The sequence below is a fragment of the Mesorhizobium sp. M0030 genome, assembly GCF_040323695.1.
Classification (GTDB): Bacteria; Pseudomonadota; Alphaproteobacteria; order Rhizobiales; family Rhizobiaceae; genus Mesorhizobium.
In genome coordinates this window covers 16,693-34,045 of sequence record NZ_JAMYVE010000009.1, presented here as the reverse complement: position 1 = coordinate 34,045, position 17,353 = coordinate 16,693, and the positions used below count along the sequence as shown (strand labels likewise).

Sequence of the window (17,353 nt, the reverse complement as noted above, 5' to 3'; positions counted from 1 at the left end):
TTTTAATGTAAATCAAGCGTAATCCCGACCGTTAAAATGATGCGTATGTGTTGGGGTTGCGCATGCCGGAATATTCTTTCTTCATCCGCTCGATCCGGATCCGCTACATCTCGGGATTGCTCATCTTTGCGCTGGCTTCCACCGCGGTGATGTTTGCGCTCAATCGCGTCAATTCCTTCCGCCACGACATCGACGCGCTGAGCAGCAATCTCGTCGTCTTCACCCGCGACCTGCGCAACGCCTCCAGCTTTGCCGAAACCGCCAGCACGACCTGGCGCACCGAAACCCGTGACGGCCTTGCCGCCGCCGCGCGCGGCCATTCGCAACGCCTGACCAGCGAGATCGAAACACTGTCCGCGGAGTTGGCCGCGATCAAGCCGAGCCTATCGGCCAAAACGCTGGACGAACTCTCGTCGGCCGCCGTCAACGGCGACCTGTTCTGGTCGTCGCGCGACATCGTGCGCAACTTCAACCTGATGTCGGCGGCGCAACAGACCGACGAATGGAGTTCGCGCGAAATCCTCAACCAGAACGACCTGTTCGTCCAGCCGATGCTGGTGCGTGTGCGTACCGCCATGGATGGCGAACGCCATCTGGCCGACGCCTCCAGCGACAGGCTGCTGTTGTGGGCAAGCGGCCTTCTGTTCGCGGTTCTTGCCATCGTCGCCCTCTGGATCTTCCGGCCGATGGAAAAGGCAATCCGCCGCGCCTTCACCGAATCCGCCGCATCCTTGTTCAAGGCCGAAGCGGCCGACCGCGCCAAATCGGAATTCCTGGCCAATATGAGCCATGAGATCCGCACGCCGATGAATGGCGTGCTGGGCATGGCCGAACTGCTTGCCAAGACCGAGCTTAACGCACGCCAGAAGACCTTCACCGAAGTGATCGTCAAGTCCGGCAATGCGCTGCTCACCATCATCAACGACATCCTCGATTTCTCCAAGATCAATGCCGGTCAGCTGACGCTCGATCCTGCACCCTTCCGGCTTGCCGAAGCGGTCGAGGACGTGGCCACACTGGTGTCGGCGCGCGTCGCCGAAAAGAACCTCGAGCTGATCGTGCGCGTCGACCCGCGCCTGCCTGCCCATGTCGTCGGCGATGCCGGACGGTTCCGTCAGATCGTCACCAATCTGCTCGGCAATGCGGTGAAGTTCACCGAGAAGGGCCATGTGCTGATCGATGTCGGCGGCGAGGTGGTCGACGGCATGGTCCAGCTCAAGGTCCGCGTCGAGGACACAGGCATCGGCATTCCTGCCGAGAAGCTCGAGAACGTGTTCGAGAAATTCGCGCAGGTCGACGGCTCGTCGACGCGCCGCCATGAAGGCACCGGCCTCGGCCTTGCCATCGCCGCCCGCCTCATCGATCTGATGGGCGGCAAGATCGGCGTCGAAAGCGAGATCGGCCGCGGCTCGGTGTTCTGGTTCGCCGTGCCGCTGCCGGCGCATCAGCAGGACACGCGCAACGAGATCGTGCCGGTCGACGTCACCGGCGCCCGCGTGCTGGTCATCGACGACAACCCGGTCAACCGCGAGATCTTGCTGGAGCAGCTCAGAAGCTGGAGCTTCGACTGCGCGGCCGCCGAAAGCGGCGCCGTCGGCCTCGCCTTCCTAGACCGGGCCAGCCAACTCGCTGCTGCGGTCGACTGCATCATCCTCGACTACCAAATGCCCGGCATGAACGGCGCCGATGTCGCCAAGGCGATTTCCGCCGACAGCCGTCTCTCCGCTATCCCGGTGGTGCTGCTGACCTCCGTCGACCAGGTCGATTTCGGCAAGATGGTCATCGATTTCGGCATCGCCGCGCATCTCACCAAGCCGGCGCGCTCGGCCGTCCTGCTCGGCACCGTCATCTCGGCAATCCAGAAAGCGCGGGCCCAGATCGGCAAGGCCCAGTTCGTTCGCGAGCCTGTTGTTCCGCAGGCGGCACCTGTGGCGCCACCCGCCTTCACCGTCATTCGCGGCCCGGCAATTCCGGCGGCCACAGTGCCTGAATCGATCGCCACGCCAAACGGCCCGATCGATATTCTGATCGCCGAGGACAATGACGTGAACCAGCTGGTGTTCGGCCAGATCCTCAATGGGCTTGGCCTCAGCTACCGCATCGCCAGCAATGGCCGCACGGCCGTCGAGATGTACCGGGCGCTGCGACCGAAGCTGATCCTCATGGACGTCTCCATGCCGGAGATGAACGGCTACGAGGCGACCCGCGCCATCCGGGCGGCGGAGGCAGCGAGTGGCAATCACACACCAATCATCGGCGTCACCGCGCACGCACTGAAGGGCGACCGCGACAAATGTATCGAGTCCGGCATGGACGACTATCTACCCAAGCCGGTGTCGCCCGACCGTCTCGGCAGCAAGATCGGCACATGGCTCAGCGAAACGGTGGCGGTAAAGAGGGCTTGATCAAATCGCCGCGTCCAGACGATAGCGGCGCATCCAGTCCAGACTAATCTCGTCCGAGAGCTTGGCGACGCCCGGCTTTACGTCGGCGGCATTCGGCGCCGGAACGCCCAAGGCCTCGCAGATGGATGCCAATGCCGCTGCCGGATCGGCTGACAGGCGCTCATAGCCGATACGCAGCGGGACGATCCCCTGCTCAGCGAACCAGACGTTCCAGGCCGCGTCAAAGGCTTCGAGTTCGGCAAGCTCGCGCTGGATCCGCTTGAAGTCGTAGCGGGGTTCCTGCGGCGGTGCGGCCCGTTCGATCTCCGTTCCGTCGGGCGCGATGTGCCAAAGCCCGGTCTGCTCGGCCTTGATCAGCGACACCGCCTGCGCCAGCTTGTTTTCGCGCGAAAGATGGATGTAGAGGACCCGCCCGAAGGCCTTTTCAAAGCGTGCTTTGTCCGATGGCAGGTCTGGGTAGATCCGGTCGAGGATGGCCGAGAGTTCACCCAGGTTCTCCCGCATCAGGCGCAAGCCGAAGACGGCTGTTCCGCCCTTTCCCGCGCTGATTGCCGCCTTGAGGTAGGCGACATCGAAGTCATGCGCGCTCATCGTATCGGGATGCGGCAATTTCCACTCTTCTGCCCATTCCGCCTTGTCCTGCCGCCGGCAGAACGAGTGCGGATCGCCGGCTGTTTTCGTCGAGGCCAGAAGGCCGCACAGCAAGGTGCTTCCGGTTCTCGGCGTGCCGCAGATTATGTAGCCGTCACGCATCTCGGGGCTCTGTCGCTTGTCATGGATTGGGCTAACCTCGCCAGGCGCGGTGACACGCGCGCTTCGGAAGGACTCCAGTCTAGCCGCGCCGGAAGGGATAGAGGAATTGCTGCCAATATCCGTTCGGAACGGGATGTCCGTGAATGCCGTAGCCGTTCGGCCAGCGCCCTTCGGGCATATGGTGGGTACCGAACAGCCGGTCGAGCAGCGGGAAATGGATGGCGAAATTTACGTCGATCGCTTCTTTCTCGAGGCCGTGATGCCAGTGGTGGTAACGCGGCGACACCAGCATCTTTTCGACTGGACCGAAACTGGTCCCGATGTTGGAATGGATGAAAGACGAATAGACGTAGACGATCAAAATATACGTCTGGATAGCCGATTCATCGAACCCCAGCACGAACATCGGGGTTGCCGTCAGGCTGCGCAGCATGATGATTTCCAGGAAATGCATGCGCGCACCGGCAATCCAGTCCATCGACTTGGCGGAATGGTGCACGGCATGGAACTTCCACAGCCAGGGAATGCGATGAAAGGCCCGATGCACCCAATACTGGGCAAAGTCGGTCAGGAACATTACCGCCAGCAGTTGCACCAGCCACGGCAAGCCGTGGACCCAGGCGCGCACCGAACCAAGGGCGCCCTGTGCATTGACGAAGTTGGACGGCGCCAAGGTCAGGTAGGTCAAAATCTGCACCAGCAGCGACGAGACCAGATAGTAGAACAGGTCCTCGCGCCATTCGTCGCGGAACACGGTCTGATCCTTGTTGCGCGCGAAAAGACGTTCGAGCGGGACGAACAGCACACCCATGAACAAGGCGTTCAGGATGAAGAAATCGAGCCCGAAGAACACCCCGTCGATGTGCAGTTGATGGCGCACCGGAAGCATGCCGACCAGCGACGCCAGCAGCACAGTGAACATCGCTGCCGCGCCGAGCGTCTTTTGCCTGCGCAGCGTCATGCTGAGGATCGCCAGGATATAGCCGGAGATGAGGACGAAATAGAGCACCGGCTTGAAGAACAGCATCTGGTGGATGGGGGCCAGATCCGGCATCGATGTAAGCGACGGGTAGCGCAGCACGATGACCATCAGCAGGGCGGTGACCCCGGCAAGCAAGCCAATCGAGCCGGACAGCCAGCCAGAACCGAACGGCCGTTTGGCGCGCGGCGTTTCAAGTTCACTTACAACGCGTCTAAGGAAATTTGCCACCGCCCCCTATGCCCGGCCTTTTTGACGATCGCAAAAAAGCTCTCGTCGGAGATATCGACCTCTTTTGCTACAGCAGGGCTCATTAATATTTAATCGCCACGACCCTGCACATGACGGGTGACTATCGCTTTTGGGCGATTGGAAGAGCCATGATTGCAACAAAAGAACACCGGCCACTATAGTCGGAATCTTTCCTGGATGCGACGGGCGCATTCAAGCGGCGTCAGCCGGCTGGTGTCGACTTCGAGGTCGTAGTCCATGCCCTTGTGGACGCGTCCATATTGCCAGCGCGCCAGGCCAGGCAGCCTGTCGGCGCGCGCGGCCTCGCGCGCTTCCAGCACCTCCAGCGGCGCCATGACGCCGACCAGATGCAGGTCAAAGCTCGACAGCAACTTGCGGTGCTCCGCTATCTCGTCATTGAAGATCACGTCGTCGACAATGAGATTGTTGCCTTGCCCGGCCATGGCGGCGATGGCATGGCGCATGCCGCGCATGGCTCGCGCGCCGACCGGCCCGCTCCTGATCACCACCGACGGCTTGCCGTCTTCCAGCACGGTCTCAAAGGAAAACCCGTCGGCATGATCCTGCAGCGCCGGCGGCAGCATGTCGATGAAAGCATCCATCTGGACATGCAGGAAGGGCTCGGTGGCGATTGTTTGCAGCGCCCTGGCGATCGAGCTTTTGCCGGCGCTGCCGACGCCATTAAGCAGGACGATTTTGGCCGTCATGTCGCCCCCTATCGGTTGCGCACGACGATACAGGCGCCGCCGACGCTTTGCAGTTTCTGGCAGATGACGTTGGCGGCGGCACGGTCGTCGACGCCGATCCTGACGGCGTAGATGCCGCGTCGGCCGATCGGCGTGCGCACCCGGCTGACCACCGGGTCACGACCGGAAAGCAGCGCCGGAAACCGGCTCCTGACCCGCAGCCACTGATTGATCGCCGCGCCCCTGCGGAAATTGCCGGCCACCTGGACGCCCCATGGCTTCACATTGATCGACGCCATGGCCACGGTTCTCGACATGATCACCGGCAGCTTGCGGCAGGCGACGGCAAAGCTGGTTTTCGCGTCGAGCGGCTCGATCGTTCCGGCGTAGGCGCTGTCGGAGAACTTGTCGGCCGGTTCGCCCATGATGTCGAAGACGTAGCTCTCGGTCTCCATCGGCAGGAAACCGCCGGAATCCAGCCAGCGCGAAACGCGGCTCTCGCCGGCATTGTAGGCAGCCGCCGCCAGGCCGAGATTGCCGAAGCCGGTCTTCATTTCGGCGAGATATTTCGCCGAAGCCGGGATCGCCTGGTCGATGTCGAAAGGATCGGCCAGCCCGCGCATCTTGGCGGTGCCCGGCATGAACTGGGCGATGCCTTCGGCACCGACAGGGCTCACCGCATTGGGGTCGAAGCGGCTTTCCTTCCAGATCAGCCGGGCGAAGTAATCCTTCGGCAGGCCGTTCCGCTCGGCATGCGTCTCGATCAGGTCACAGACACGGCCGATCAATCGTTTCGCCGCCGAGCGCGATTGCGGTGGATCGGCGAGCGCCTGTCCGGCACTCAGCGCGCAGAGCAGGAACAAACCGGCTTTGAGCAGCCCCCGCATGGGCTCATTCGGCCGCGGCTTTGCCGTGCTGTCCAAACCGCTGCTCGATATAGTCGGCAACCATTTTTTCGAAATCGGCGGCGATCGACGGACCGCGCAGCGTCGCTGACTTCTTGCCGTCGACGAAGACCGGCGCGGTCGGCGTCTCGCCGGTGCCGGGCAGCGAGATGCCGATATCGGCGTGCTTGGATTCGCCGGGGCCGTTGACAATGCAGCCCATCACCGCGACCTTGAGGTTCTCGACGCCGGGATATTTCTCCCGCCAGACCGGCATGTTCTTGCGCAAATCGGCCTGGATGTTCTGGGCGAGTTCCTGGAACACGGTGGATGTCGTGCGGCCGCAGCCGGGGCAAGCGGCGACGATCGGCACGAACTGACGGAAGCCCATGGTCTGCAGCAGTTCCTGCGAGACCTGCACCTCGCGGGTGCGATCGCCATTCGGCTCCGGCGTCAGCGAGATGCGGATGGTGTCGCCAATGCCTTGCTGCAAGAGGATGCCCATGGCAGCCGACGAGGCGACGATGCCCTTGGAGCCCATGCCGGCTTCGGTGAGGCCAAGATGCAGCGCATGGTTGGAACGCGTGGCAAGCTCGGTATAGACGGCGATCAAATCCTGCACGCCGCTGACCTTGGCCGACAGGATGATCTTTTCGCGGGCGAGGCCGATCTCTTCGGCCATTTCGGCCGACAGGATCGCCGACTGCACGATCGCCTCGCGGGTTACTTCCTGCGCCGTCAGCGGGAAGCCTTGGCGCTGGTTCTCGTCCATCAGCCGGGTGAGCAGTTCCTGATCGAGCGACCCCCAATTGACGCCGATGCGCACCGGCTTGTCATGCCTGATCGCCATTTCGACGATCGCCGCGAACTGGCGGTCTCTCTTGTCCTTGAAGCCGACATTGCCGGGATTGATGCGGTATTTGGCCAGCGCCTCGGCGCAGTCCGGATGGTCGGCCAGCAGCTTGTGGCCGATATAGTGGAAGTCGCCGACCAGCGGCACATTGATGCCGAGCCGCTCGAGCCGTTCGCGGATGCGCGGCACGGCGGCAGCGCTCTCGTCACGATCGACGGTGATGCGCACGATCTCGGAGCCGGCGCGATGCAAAGCCGCAACCTGCGCGACGGTCTGGTCGATATCGGCCGTGTCGGTGTTGGTCATCGACTGCACGACGACCGGCGCGCCGCCGCCGACGACCACGCCGCCGACATCGACGCCGACCGATGTCCGGCGCGCAAAGGGGGAGGAAAAATACCCGGTCATGCCGGCAGCCTCTTGATCACCCGAGCGACATACGTCCACGTCGACGCACGCTCAAACAGCTATCAGCGCATAGCGCTGAGGTTCGGGCATGAGGTGGAGGAGCAAAGATGGCTTGTCAATGGCGACAGACAAGCAGAGCCGCCAAATCGCAGCAGCGCGGCGACCCCACAGACGGGTTTCGCCGGCCAACAGTATCGGAATCAAGTAGCAAAAACAGGCCTCCGGCGGCATGTCGCCACCGGAGCGATAGTCACGCGCCAAGGCGGCGCGTCTAATCCTGGAAGGGCGTCAGTGTCTCGTCGGTTTCGCCTTCAGTTTTTCAATCTCGTCCTTGAGTGCCAGCTTGCGTCGCTTCAGATTCACGATTTCGAGGTCGTCGACCGATGGATGGTTCATCGCATCGTCGATCTCGCGTTCGATATCACCGTGTTTCCGCTGCAACTCATCAAGATGGGATGCAAGAGACATGATTGGTTCTCCCTTTCATGGTTTCCTCGATTGCAGCCGTCAAAGGCACGTCCACCGCAGGTCGCATCTGTGACGGCACCATGACAGTCTGCCACCATCCGGCTGCGATGTCGAATGCTGCGTGGTAGCATTCCACGACAATGTGATATGTGATATTGGCTGCGCGCCGGCGGCAATTGATGCCGCCCCCGCCCAATCATGCCCATTGCCGGGCGCCGCAGACATGCAGACGGTAGAGAATGTCCGACCAGGAAAAGGCCGATGTCCGCCTCGAATTTTCCCGCCTGAAGCAGGAGCATGCCGATTTCGACGCGGCCATCAATGCGATGATCGCCATGGGCTGCGACCCCTTGCAGATCCAGCGCATGAAGAAGAAGAAGCTTTTCCTCAAGGACCGGCTGATGGCGCTGGAAGACAAGATCATTCCGGACATCATCGCTTAGCCGACGGCCTCGGGGCCTAACTGCTCACCCCGCTATCGACAGCCGCGCCGCGCGATGGCGCAGCAACGTCAGCAATTCGTCGGTCTTCTCCGCTGAAGTGTCGATCGGCACCACCAGGCACAGCGTCGCCTCGACCTTGCCGGCGGCCGCGAAGACAGGGGCGGCCAGGCATTTGGTGTAGGCGTCGACCAGCCCCGAAGTGATGCAATAGCCGGTCGTTCTGGCCGTCGCGATATCGGCAATGAAGTCGTCGAACTGCAGCCTGCGGCCGTCGGGCAGCAAAAGGTCGTCTTCCGAGACCATGTCCTGGATGGCGGCCCTTTCCAATCCGGCCAGAAGCAGCCGCCCCGATGCCGTCCATGGCAGCGGGATCTGTAAGCCAGTGGCCGAGCTGATGCGGAACGGCCTGGTGCCGGGGCTGGAATGGACGATGGTATAGCGCCCGCTTTGCAGCATGCACAATTCGGAGGTCTCGCCGGTCTCGCGCGACAGATTGTCGACCTCCTGCCGGCCCCGCCTAAGCAGGTCGTTGCCCCTGACATAGTCCATCCCATAGAGGTAGAGCTTCTTGCCGAAATAGACCCGGTTGCCGTCGCCCTCCATCTCCAGGAGACCCGCATCGACCAGCGAACGCACCAGCGTATAGGTGGTGGAGCGCGGCGCATTCACCCCCTTGGCGAGATCGCCAATGCCGATGGCGCGCTGCGTGACATGCAGGAATTCCAGGATCTCCAGCACCCGGTTGAGGCCCTTCTCGCGCGAGCCGGAGGTCTTGTCGGGCGTCGGGCTCTCGGCTGGACCAAGCTCCGCCCGATCCGTGAGTCCATTGCTGTCTTGCATAACTGATTCCTGATGTTAGTATCTGTCTTGTATAGGATACATGTGTCTATTGTAAGAGACAATTCAAGTCGGCGACACGTGTGTCTGTAAGGGGAACTCAAACAACAGGAGGTCGCAGTGAACGACGCATCCAAGCGAGATTTTCTGAAACTGGGCATGGCCGGGCTTGCAACGGCGGGCGTGATGACCGCTGTCAGCGCCGAAAAGGCGGCGGCACAAGCCGCATCCGACAGCGTTCTGCGCACCGCGCTTGACCGCGGCAAGCTGATCGTCGGCACCGGCAGCACCAACGCGCCATGGCATTTCGAAAACGATGCCGGCGAGCTGGTCGGCATGGACATCACCATGGGCCGCATCCTGGCCAAGGGTCTGTTCGACGATCCGAGCAAGGTCGAGTTCGTCATGCAAGATCCGGCGCAGCGCATCCCCAATGTCACCACCAACAAGGTCGACATTACCATCCAGTTCATGACCATGACCGCGCAGCGCTCGCAGCTGATCCACTTCTCCAGGCCATACTATGTCGAGGGCGTCGCCCTGCTGACGCTGCCGACCGCGGATAACAAGACCTTCGACAAGCTGCTCGCCGGCGGTTCGGCGACGCGCATCTCGATCCTGCAGAATGTCGACGCCGAAAGCTCGGTCCATTACGCCCTGCCGGAGGCGCAGGTGCTGCAGATCGACACCCAGGCCAATGTGCTGCAGGCACTGGAATCGAAACGCGCCGATGCCGCCGCTGTCGATCTTTCAACCGTGCGCTGGCTGGCCTCGCGCAACCCCGACAAATATTTCGATGCCGGCAAGAGCTGGTACTCGATGCTCTACGGCGCGGCGGTCAGGCAGGGCGACCTGGACTGGCTGACCTTCGTCAACCAGACCTTCACCATCGCCATGTTCGGCCATGAGACCGCACTCTACGACGCCGCCTTCAAGGACTATTTCGGCCAGGAGCCGCCGGCCCGCCATCCGGGTTTCCCGGTTGTCTGACAAGTGCTGGCGGAAGGGTTAGCCCTTCTGCCTTCTAGTTCGCATCCCCTTGGTTATTGCGGGAGACGCATGGGCTATACGCTCAACTTCAACCTGATCTGGCGGCATTTCGACAAGCTGTGGGGCGGCCTTCTGCTCAGCCTCGAGCTTGCCGTGATTTCGATTGCCATCGGCGTCGTCATCGGCCTGATGCTGGCGGTCTGGTATGTCTCGGCCGGACGCGTGGTGCGCGCCATCATTGCGGCTTACGTCGAATTCATCCGCAACGTGCCGCTGATCCTGCTCGTCTATCTCGTCTTCTACGGCCTGCCGACGGTGATCGACGTCGCCTACGACGCGCCGACCTCGTTCGTGCTGACGCTGTCGGTCTATAGCGGCGCCTATCTGGTCGAGGTGTTCCGCTCCGGCCTGGAAGCCGTGCCGCGCGGCCAGCTCGATGCCGGCAAAGCCATCGGCCTGACGCCCTGGCAGCGGCTGGTTCATGTGCGCCTGCCGACCATGCTGCGCATCACGCTGCCGGCGCTGTCCAACACCTTCATCTCGCTGTTCAAGGACACGTCGATCGCCTCGGTGATCTCGGTGCCCGAGCTCACCTTCGGCGCCCAGTGGATCAACTTCAACACCTTCCGCATCGTCGAGGTCTATCTGGTGACGACGGCGATGTATCTGGTGACCGGTTACACCCTGCTGTTCGGACTGCGGCTGGTCGAACGCCGGTTCAGGGCTGCGCGCTGACATGCTGAGCCAGATCCTCTACGCCGTACCGTTCCTCGCCCAGGGCTTCGCCATCACTTTGTGGGTGTCGCTGCTGGTCGTGGTGCTGTCGCTGATTGCCGGCGTCGCGCTCGGCGTCAGCCTGGTCTACGGCCCGGCGCCGCTGCGCTGGGCCGTGCGCATCTTCTCCGACACCATCCGCGGCATCCCGATCCTGGTGCTGATGTTCTTCGTCTATTACGGCCTGCCGGCCATCGGCCTGCATCTGCAATCCTTCTCGGCGGCGGTGCTGGCGCTGACCTTGTTCAAGACGGCGCAGGTCATTGAGTATCTCCGGGGCGCCGTCGGCTCTATTCCCAAGGGCCAGTCAGAAGCGGCGATGGCCATTGGGCTGACTTTTCGCCAGCGGCTCACCTACGTCATCTTTCCGCAGGCCTTCCGGCGCTTCCTGCCGCCCTGGATCAACGGCGTCACCGATGCGGTCAAGGGCAGCGCCCTGGTCTCGCTGCTCGGCATCACCGACCTGATGCAGGCGATCAACCAGGTCATCGGCCGCACCTATGAGGCGATGCCGCTCTACATCCTCGGCGCCTTGATCTATTTCGCCGTCAACTATGCGCTTTCCTACGCCAGCCGGCGGCTGGAACGGCGCTTTGCCTTCATCCGGGACTAGCACGATGGCCACAAGCTCGAACGACAATGCTGCCCTTCTCGACATTGCCGGGGTCTCGAAAGCCTTTGGTTCGGTCGAGGTGCTTCGCTCGGTCAGCCTCAAGGTGGACAGGGGCGAGGTGGTCACCGTCATCGGCCCTTCCGGCAGTGGCAAGACCACCCTGCTGCGCTGCGTCAACTTTCTCGAAAGCTACGACTCAGGCTCGATCCGCATCGACGGCAAGGAGGTCGGTTTTCGTGAGGCCGGCGCGCGCCAGCGGCGCAGCGAGCGCGACCTTGCCAATATGCGCGCCGAAACCGGCATGGTGTTCCAGAGCTTCAACCTGTTTCCGCACCTCACCGCCGCCGGCAACATCATGCTCGGCCTCACCAAGGTGCGCGGCAAGAGCAAGGCCGAGGCGCGCCAGATCGCCGAGCATTGGCTGAGCCGCGTCGGCCTCGCCCACAAGGCCGACAGCCTGCCGGCGGAACTCTCCGGGGGCCAGCAGCAGCGCGTCGGCATAGCGCGGGCAGTCGCCATGGAGCCAAAGATCCTGCTGCTCGACGAGATCACCTCCGCGCTCGATCCCGAATTGGTCGGCGAGGTGCTGGCCGTTGTGCGCAGTCTGGCCGAAGACGGCATGACAATGGTGATGGTCACGCACGAGATGGCCTTTGCCCGCGACGCTTCGAGCCGCATTGTCTTCATGGCCGATGGCGGTGTCAGCGCTGTTGGCCCGCCGAAGGAGATCCTTGCCGAAGAGACCACCAATGAGCGCCTGCGCTCTTTCCTGGCGCGGTTCCGCGCCTCGCATTTCTGACATGGGCGGCCCAAAGCAATTCCAGGAAAAGTGTAAGCGGTTTTCCCGGGAAAAGCGCGAAGCGCTTTCCCTTGGGAATTGCGTAAAACAACAGGCCGGCCCAAGGAGAATTCTTCCATGACGCCTTACATCCGGCTCGCCGAGCTCGGCCTGACGCTGCCCGAGCCGCCGACGCCGATCGCCAATTTCGTCACCCATGCGGAAAGCGGCCGGCTGATCTTTCTTTCGGGTCAAGGGCCGCTGCGCGCCGACGGCACGCTGTGCACCGGCAAGGTCGGCGAGGACGTCACCGTCGAGCAGGCCTATGAGCATGCCCGCCTCACCGGCCTCAACCTGCTCGCCGTCATGCACGCCGCCGCCGGCGATCTCGGCCGCATCGTGCGCGTCGTCAAATTGCTCGGCTTCGTCAATGCGACGCCGACCTTCAGCGACCACCCGAAAGTGGTCAATGGCTGCTCGGACCTGTTCGCCAGCGTCTTCGACAAGATCGGCGGCCATGCACGCTCGGCGATCGGGGTCGGCTCGCTGCCTGGAAACATCACCGTCGAAATCGAAGCGGTCGTCGAGATCGCCGCCTGACCGTCAAGGGATCGCTGAACATGAAAACCTATTCCGATACCGGCTCCAACACCACGATCCGCGAACGGCTGGGACTGCGGCCGATCATCAACGTCTCCGGCACGATGACGACGCTCGGCGCCTCGATCATCGTTCCCGAGGCGATCAGCGCCATGGCCGAGATCGCCTCGCAATGGGTGGAGATGGACGATCTGCAGCGCGCCGCAAGCGTGATCACCGCCCGCCTCACCGGCGGCGAGGCCGGCTTCATCACCGCCTGCTGCGCCTCAGGCATCACAATGGCGATCGCCGGGGCGATGACCGGCACCAATTTGCTGGCGATCGAACGGCTGCCCGACGATACCGAAGGGCTGAAGTCCGAAGTCGTCATCCAGCTCGGCCATATCGTCAATTACGGCGCACCGATCGACCAGTCGATCCGCGTCGCCGGCGCCAAGGTCATTCCGGCCGGCACGGTCAGCGTCACGCAGGATTATCATGTGCGCGAGGCTATCAACGAGCGCACGGCGGCGGCGCTCTACGTCGTGGCGCACCACACCGTGCAATACGGCATGCTTTCCCTTGAGGAATTCTGCGATATCTGCCACGCCAGGGGCGTGCCGGTGATCGTCGACGCGGCTTCCGAATATGACCTGCGCAGCTTCCTGGCGCGCGGCGCCGACATCGTCGTCTACAGCGGCCACAAATTCCTTTCGGGGCCGACCAGCGGCATCGTCGCCGGCCGCAAGGATCTCGTCCGCGCCGCCTATCTGCAAAACCGTGGCGTCGCCCGCGCCATGAAGGTCGGCAAGGAAAGCATCGCCGGCACCATGGCGGCGCTGGAAGCCTGGGAAAAGCGCGACCATGCCGGCATCCGCCGACGCGAGGAAGCGGCGCTTCATCTGTGGGAGGACGCACTGCAGGGCCTGCCCGGCATCGTCGCAAACATCATTCCCGACCCGACCGCCAATCCACTTGACCGGCTGCAGATCTTCGTCTCCCCCGAAAGCCGCTTCAGTGCCGCCGGCCTCGCCTGGGCATTGGCGGCCGGATCGCCGCCCATCATCGTGCGCAACCACGAGGTCGAGCGTGGCCATTTCTTCCTCGACCCGTGCAACCTGCACCCAGGCGAGGCCGAGATCGTCGCCGAACGCCTCCGCGCCGTGCTCACCGCGGCCGACAGGCCGGCGGATGCGATGAGACAGCCGCGAAAGGATTCATCCGGCGCCCTGCGCTGGCCGGACTAGGCTGCGGCGGCCGCCATCCTTGCGGGCCAGCCCGAATTCCGCTAAGGCGCGCCTTTACCGCCGGGAGCATGCGCTTGACCGACCACCGCGCCGACGTCGCCATCATCATGGGCAGCCAGTCCGACTGGGCGACGATGCGCCACGCCGCCGAAACGCTGGAGGCGCTGGGCATTCCGCACAAGCGGCTGATCGTCTCCGCCCACCGCACCCCGGACCGCCTCTATGATTTCGCCAAAGGCGCCAAGGCGGCCGGCTACAAGGTGATCATCGCCGGCGCCGGCGGCGCCGCCCACCTGCCCGGCATGACGGCGGCGATGACGCCGCTGCCGGTGTTCGGCGTGCCGGTCGAATCGAAGGCGCTGTCCGGCCAGGATTCGCTGCTCTCCATCGTCCAGATGCCGGCCGGCATTCCGGTCGGCACGCTTGCCATCGGCAAGGCGGGTGCGGCCAACGCGGCCCTTCTGGCGGCCGCCGTGCTGGCGCTGCACGACGAAAAACTTGCCGCCCGCCTGGATGCCTGGCGCACCGCCCAAACCGCCAGGGTCGCCACCGAACCGACGGACGCGCCGTGAGCCTGCCCGCCGGATCGAGCATCGGCATCATCGGCGGCGGCCAGCTCGGCCGCATGCTGGCTGTTGCCGCAGCGCGCCTCGGCTACCGCACAATTATCCTCGAACCGCAGGCCGATTGCCCGGCGGCTCAGGTCGCCAACCGCCAGATCACCGCCGCCTATGACGATGCGGACGCCCTTGCCGAACTGGCGGCAGTCAGCGCCGTCGTCACCTACGAATTCGAGAATGTGCCGGTAGCGGCTGCCGGCGCGCTCGCCGCCAAGGTCCCGGTCTATCCGCCGCCCAGGGCGCTGGAAGTCGCCCAGGACCGGGTGGCGGAGAAGCTATTCCTGAACGGCATCGGCATCAGGACAGCGGATTTCCGCTCCGTCGACAATGACGACGAGCTGACGGCGGCGCTGAGAGAGTTCGGTGGCAGCGGCATCTTGAAAACCCGCCGCATGGGCTATGACGGCAAGGGCCAGCGCGTCTTCCGCAACATGGAGACGGGCGGCTTTGCCGGCACATGCGAGACCATGGGCAATGTGCCGCTGATCCTCGAATCCTTCGTCGCTTTCGAGCGCGAAATCTCGGTCATCGCCGCGCGCGGGTTGGACGGCGCGGTCGCCGCCTACGATCCGGCTGAGAACGTCCACCGCGACGGCATCCTGCATACCTCGACCCTGCCGGCCCAGATCAGGCTGGAGACGGCGGCGACGGCACAGGGGTCGGCAGCGAAAATCCTGGCGGCCCTCGACTATGTCGGCGTCATCGGCGTCGAGTTCTTCGTTCTTGCCGATGGCACGCTGCTGGCCAACGAAATGGCGCCGCGCGTGCACAATTCCGGCCACTGGACGGAAGCCGCCTGCATCGTTTCGCAATTCGAGCAGCATATCCGCGCCATTGCCGGCCTGCCGCTGGGCAACCCTGGCCGGCATTCAAACTGCATCATGGAAAACCTGATCGGCGACGATGTGCTGCGCGTACCCGCTTTGCTCGCCGAGCCCGATCTGATGCTGCATCTCTACGGCAAGGCGGAAGCGCGCCCAGGCCGCAAGATGGGCCATTTCACGCGCATCAGCCGCCGTAGCTAAGCCATTCCGGCACTTTGCGCGAGGGCGTGGATCGAGCCCTATTGCAGCTCGTCGTTCAGATCCCCGTCCTCGTCGGGGCTGGCGCAACTCGCATCGCCTTCCCTACAATTGGCGCCCGCGGTGAGCTGTTTGATGCGCTGGTCAGTCAGTTCGGTCAGGCATTGTGAAACCTCCATCGGATGGATGGAGCCGCCCTCGCTGTCTGTCGTCGTATAGGCGCATTCGGCGTCGCGGAAGGCGATCCAGGCGCGTTGCGCGACCTGCAGCAGCTTCCTGCTCTTGTCGTCGTTGCGACCGACGAGATCCTTGTAGGCCTGGTTGAGCTTGGCATCGGCCGCCTGATAGTCCTCGCCGGCGCAGATGTTCATCATCTGCTGGCTGTCGTCGTTGCGGTCGCATTCCTGCGCCTGCGCGGTGGATGCCGCTGCCACAACGGCAAGGCAGGCGGACACAAACAACAGGCGCATGGAGGTCTCCAAATCGGCTTGCGGGTGCCGCACCATTCCAGCCCGTCTTCGGCTGCGCAATGGCGTGGAGCCGAGATGGCGGATATTTGATGGCCAAAGCCATTCTCGGCCTCTATCCAGCACGCTTGCGGTTGACACGGGCAAGGCTCCTCGTTTATGAGCCACCGCAAGTTCAAGGCGCGCTTTTCAGGCGCGCCTTAATAATTCGGCCCGGATAGGGCCCAGACTGACGGGCAAGACCATGAAGATCAAGAATTCGCTCAAGGCGCTGAAGGCGCGTCACCGCGACAACCAGCTGGTTCGCCGCAAGGGCCGCGTCTACATCATCAACAAGACCGCTCCACGCTACAAGGCGCGCCAGGGCTGAGTGTTCGGCCGGAGGCTCGTTGTCTCCGTCCATACGATGGTAATTGCCTGGTTCCAGGCACTTTCACGCTAATTTCAGTTTGACGATCCGCCGTCCGGGGTTAGATTCCGGTGATGCGGATTCTTTTTGCATTTTTGGCGACCCTGTTTCTTTTCGGCGTCGCTCCGGCGTCGGCGGACGATCCGCCGGCAAAGCCGCCGGTTGCCCTGACCAGGGAAGCCAGGCTCGACCAACTGTTTGCCGAGCTGAAGCGCGAGCGCAACGAAAAGGCGGCCGAGCGCATCGCCGGGCGCATCTGGGGCGAATGGTTCCAGTCCGGCAGCGCCTCGATCGACCTGATGATGCAATGGTCGCAAAAGGCGATGGACGACCAGAAGTTCGACGTCGCCCTCGACTTCCTCGACCAGGTCGTCATCCTGCAGCCAAAATATGCCGAAGGCTGGAACCGGCGCGCCACCGTGCACTACATGATGAAGAATTTCGGGAAATCGATGTCCGACATCGACCAGACGCTGCAGCTGGAACCGCGCCATTTCGGCGCGCTTTCCGGCCTGGCCCAGATCATGGCCGCCACCGGCCACAAGCAATCGGCGCTCGAAGCCTGGCAGAAGGTGCTTACCATCTATCCGATGATGCGCAGCGCCCAGGACCAGGTCGCGGCAATTTCGGAAGAGCTTGCCGGCGAAGGAATTTGATTAGGCAGTAGGAATTAGGGATTAGCGAGTAGTCAGTAGAGAAGATTGGTCGAGACGCCACCTCCCTACTCCCTACTCCCTACTCCCTACTCCCTACTCCCTACTCCCTACTCCCTACTCCCTACTCCCTACTCCCTACTCCCTACTCCCTACTCACTACTCCCTACTCACTACTCCCTACTCACTACTCCCTGCTCCCTAGAACTTATCCCTCTCCACCGCCGTATCTC

The 17,353-nt window shown here is 63.1% G+C and carries 20 protein-coding genes; 12 read left to right on the top strand and 8 right to left on the bottom strand.

Annotated features, from left to right (window positions below):
• The first annotated feature begins 62 nt into the window (after positions 1 to 62).
• Positions 63 to 2,405, top strand: coding sequence for a response regulator (locus NKJ80_RS18530; protein WP_352498104.1), 2,343 nt, complete (start codon positions 63 to 65; stop codon positions 2,403 to 2,405).
• Here the strand turns inward: NKJ80_RS18530 and NKJ80_RS18525 are convergent, their stop codons facing one another.
• From NKJ80_RS18525 to NKJ80_RS18500, 6 genes are all read right to left on the bottom strand, one after another.
• Positions 2,406 to 3,158: a Stf0 family sulfotransferase gene (locus NKJ80_RS18525; protein ID WP_023733035.1), complete on the bottom strand. Its 753-nt coding sequence runs from the start codon at positions 3,156 to 3,158 to the stop codon at positions 2,406 to 2,408. It abuts the gene before it with no gap.
• A 79-nt stretch (positions 3,159 to 3,237) separates the two neighbouring features.
• Positions 3,238 to 4,368, bottom strand: a complete 1,131-nt coding sequence (locus NKJ80_RS18520) for a sterol desaturase family protein (protein ID WP_023733034.1) — start codon at positions 4,366 to 4,368, stop codon at positions 3,238 to 3,240.
• Positions 4,369 to 4,544: 176 nt separating this feature from the next.
• Complete coding sequence (locus tag NKJ80_RS18515) at positions 4,545 to 5,096, bottom strand: chloramphenicol phosphotransferase CPT family protein (protein ID WP_023690061.1); 552 nt, start codon at positions 5,094 to 5,096, stop codon at positions 4,545 to 4,547.
• A gap of 8 nt (positions 5,097 to 5,104) precedes the next feature.
• Positions 5,105 to 5,962 carry a lytic transglycosylase domain-containing protein gene (locus NKJ80_RS18510; RefSeq protein ID WP_023826714.1) on the bottom strand — a complete coding sequence of 286 codons (858 nt, stop codon included), beginning with the start codon at positions 5,960 to 5,962 and terminating at the stop codon, positions 5,105 to 5,107.
• 4 nt (positions 5,963 to 5,966) lie between these two features.
• Positions 5,967 to 7,220, bottom strand: coding sequence for a flavodoxin-dependent (E)-4-hydroxy-3-methylbut-2-enyl-diphosphate synthase (ispG, locus tag NKJ80_RS18505; protein WP_023684023.1), 1,254 nt, complete (start codon positions 7,218 to 7,220; stop codon positions 5,967 to 5,969).
• Positions 7,221 to 7,508: 288 nt separating this feature from the next.
• Positions 7,509 to 7,688, bottom strand: a complete 180-nt coding sequence (locus NKJ80_RS18500; RefSeq protein ID WP_023684024.1) for a YdcH family protein — start codon at positions 7,686 to 7,688, stop codon at positions 7,509 to 7,511.
• A gap of 239 nt (positions 7,689 to 7,927) precedes the next feature.
• Here NKJ80_RS18500 and NKJ80_RS18495 point away from each other — a divergent pair, with 239 nt between their 5' ends.
• The gene (locus NKJ80_RS18495) at positions 7,928 to 8,131 is read left to right on the top strand and encodes a YdcH family protein (protein WP_023673103.1); all 204 of its coding nucleotides are present in this window, start codon (positions 7,928 to 7,930) and stop codon (positions 8,129 to 8,131) included.
• Positions 8,132 to 8,155: 24 nt separating this feature from the next.
• Here the strand turns inward: NKJ80_RS18495 and NKJ80_RS18490 are convergent, their stop codons facing one another.
• Positions 8,156 to 8,971: an IclR family transcriptional regulator gene (locus NKJ80_RS18490; RefSeq protein ID WP_023752881.1), complete on the bottom strand. Its 816-nt coding sequence runs from the start codon at positions 8,969 to 8,971 to the stop codon at positions 8,156 to 8,158.
• A gap of 156 nt (positions 8,972 to 9,127) precedes the next feature.
• Between NKJ80_RS18490 and NKJ80_RS18485 the strand changes: the two genes are divergently transcribed.
• The 8 genes from NKJ80_RS18485 to NKJ80_RS18450 all read left to right on the top strand — a co-directional run bounded on the left by NKJ80_RS18485 (position 9,128) and on the right by NKJ80_RS18450 (position 15,594).
• Entirely contained in the window at positions 9,128 to 9,958 is an 831-nt protein-coding gene (locus NKJ80_RS18485; RefSeq protein WP_352498165.1) for a transporter substrate-binding protein, read from the top strand.
• Positions 9,959 to 10,027: 69 nt separating this feature from the next.
• Positions 10,028 to 10,693: an amino acid ABC transporter permease gene (locus tag NKJ80_RS18480; protein WP_023673106.1), complete on the top strand. Its 666-nt coding sequence runs from the start codon at positions 10,028 to 10,030 to the stop codon at positions 10,691 to 10,693.
• A 1-nt stretch (position 10,694) separates the two neighbouring features.
• Positions 10,695 to 11,345: an amino acid ABC transporter permease gene (locus NKJ80_RS18475; RefSeq protein ID WP_023673107.1), complete on the top strand. Its 651-nt coding sequence runs from the start codon at positions 10,695 to 10,697 to the stop codon at positions 11,343 to 11,345.
• 4 nt (positions 11,346 to 11,349) lie between these two features.
• Positions 11,350 to 12,144: an amino acid ABC transporter ATP-binding protein gene (locus tag NKJ80_RS18470; RefSeq protein ID WP_023673108.1), complete on the top strand. Its 795-nt coding sequence runs from the start codon at positions 11,350 to 11,352 to the stop codon at positions 12,142 to 12,144.
• Positions 12,145 to 12,261: 117 nt separating this feature from the next.
• Positions 12,262 to 12,723, top strand: a complete 462-nt coding sequence (locus NKJ80_RS18465; protein ID WP_023673109.1) for a RidA family protein — start codon at positions 12,262 to 12,264, stop codon at positions 12,721 to 12,723.
• 20 nt (positions 12,724 to 12,743) lie between these two features.
• Complete coding sequence (locus tag NKJ80_RS18460; RefSeq protein ID WP_352498103.1) at positions 12,744 to 13,949, top strand: aminotransferase class V-fold PLP-dependent enzyme; 1,206 nt, start codon at positions 12,744 to 12,746, stop codon at positions 13,947 to 13,949.
• A 74-nt stretch (positions 13,950 to 14,023) separates the two neighbouring features.
• Complete coding sequence (gene purE / locus NKJ80_RS18455; RefSeq protein ID WP_023708578.1) at positions 14,024 to 14,521, top strand: 5-(carboxyamino)imidazole ribonucleotide mutase; 498 nt, start codon at positions 14,024 to 14,026, stop codon at positions 14,519 to 14,521.
• On the top strand, positions 14,518 to 15,594 hold the full coding sequence (locus NKJ80_RS18450) for a 5-(carboxyamino)imidazole ribonucleotide synthase (RefSeq protein WP_023702776.1): 1,077 nt from the start codon (positions 14,518 to 14,520) through the stop codon (positions 15,592 to 15,594). Before purE ends, NKJ80_RS18450 begins: the two co-directional genes overlap by 4 nt.
• 38 nt (positions 15,595 to 15,632) lie before the next feature.
• Here NKJ80_RS18450 and NKJ80_RS18445 read toward each other — a convergent pair whose 3' ends face one another.
• Complete coding sequence (locus NKJ80_RS18445) at positions 15,633 to 16,061, bottom strand: lysozyme inhibitor LprI family protein (RefSeq protein WP_031251619.1); 429 nt, start codon at positions 16,059 to 16,061, stop codon at positions 15,633 to 15,635.
• A 241-nt stretch (positions 16,062 to 16,302) separates the two neighbouring features.
• On the opposite strand from NKJ80_RS18445, the gene ykgO reads away from it, so the two are divergent.
• Both ykgO and NKJ80_RS18435 read left to right on the top strand, forming a co-directional pair.
• A complete protein-coding gene (gene ykgO, locus NKJ80_RS18440; protein ID WP_006327841.1) occupies positions 16,303 to 16,428 on the top strand; it encodes a type B 50S ribosomal protein L36 in 126 nt (41 codons plus the stop codon).
• A gap of 113 nt (positions 16,429 to 16,541) precedes the next feature.
• A complete protein-coding gene (locus NKJ80_RS18435; RefSeq protein ID WP_023684032.1) occupies positions 16,542 to 17,123 on the top strand; it encodes a tetratricopeptide repeat protein in 582 nt (193 codons plus the stop codon).
• Positions 17,124 to 17,353: the final 230 nt, after the last annotated feature.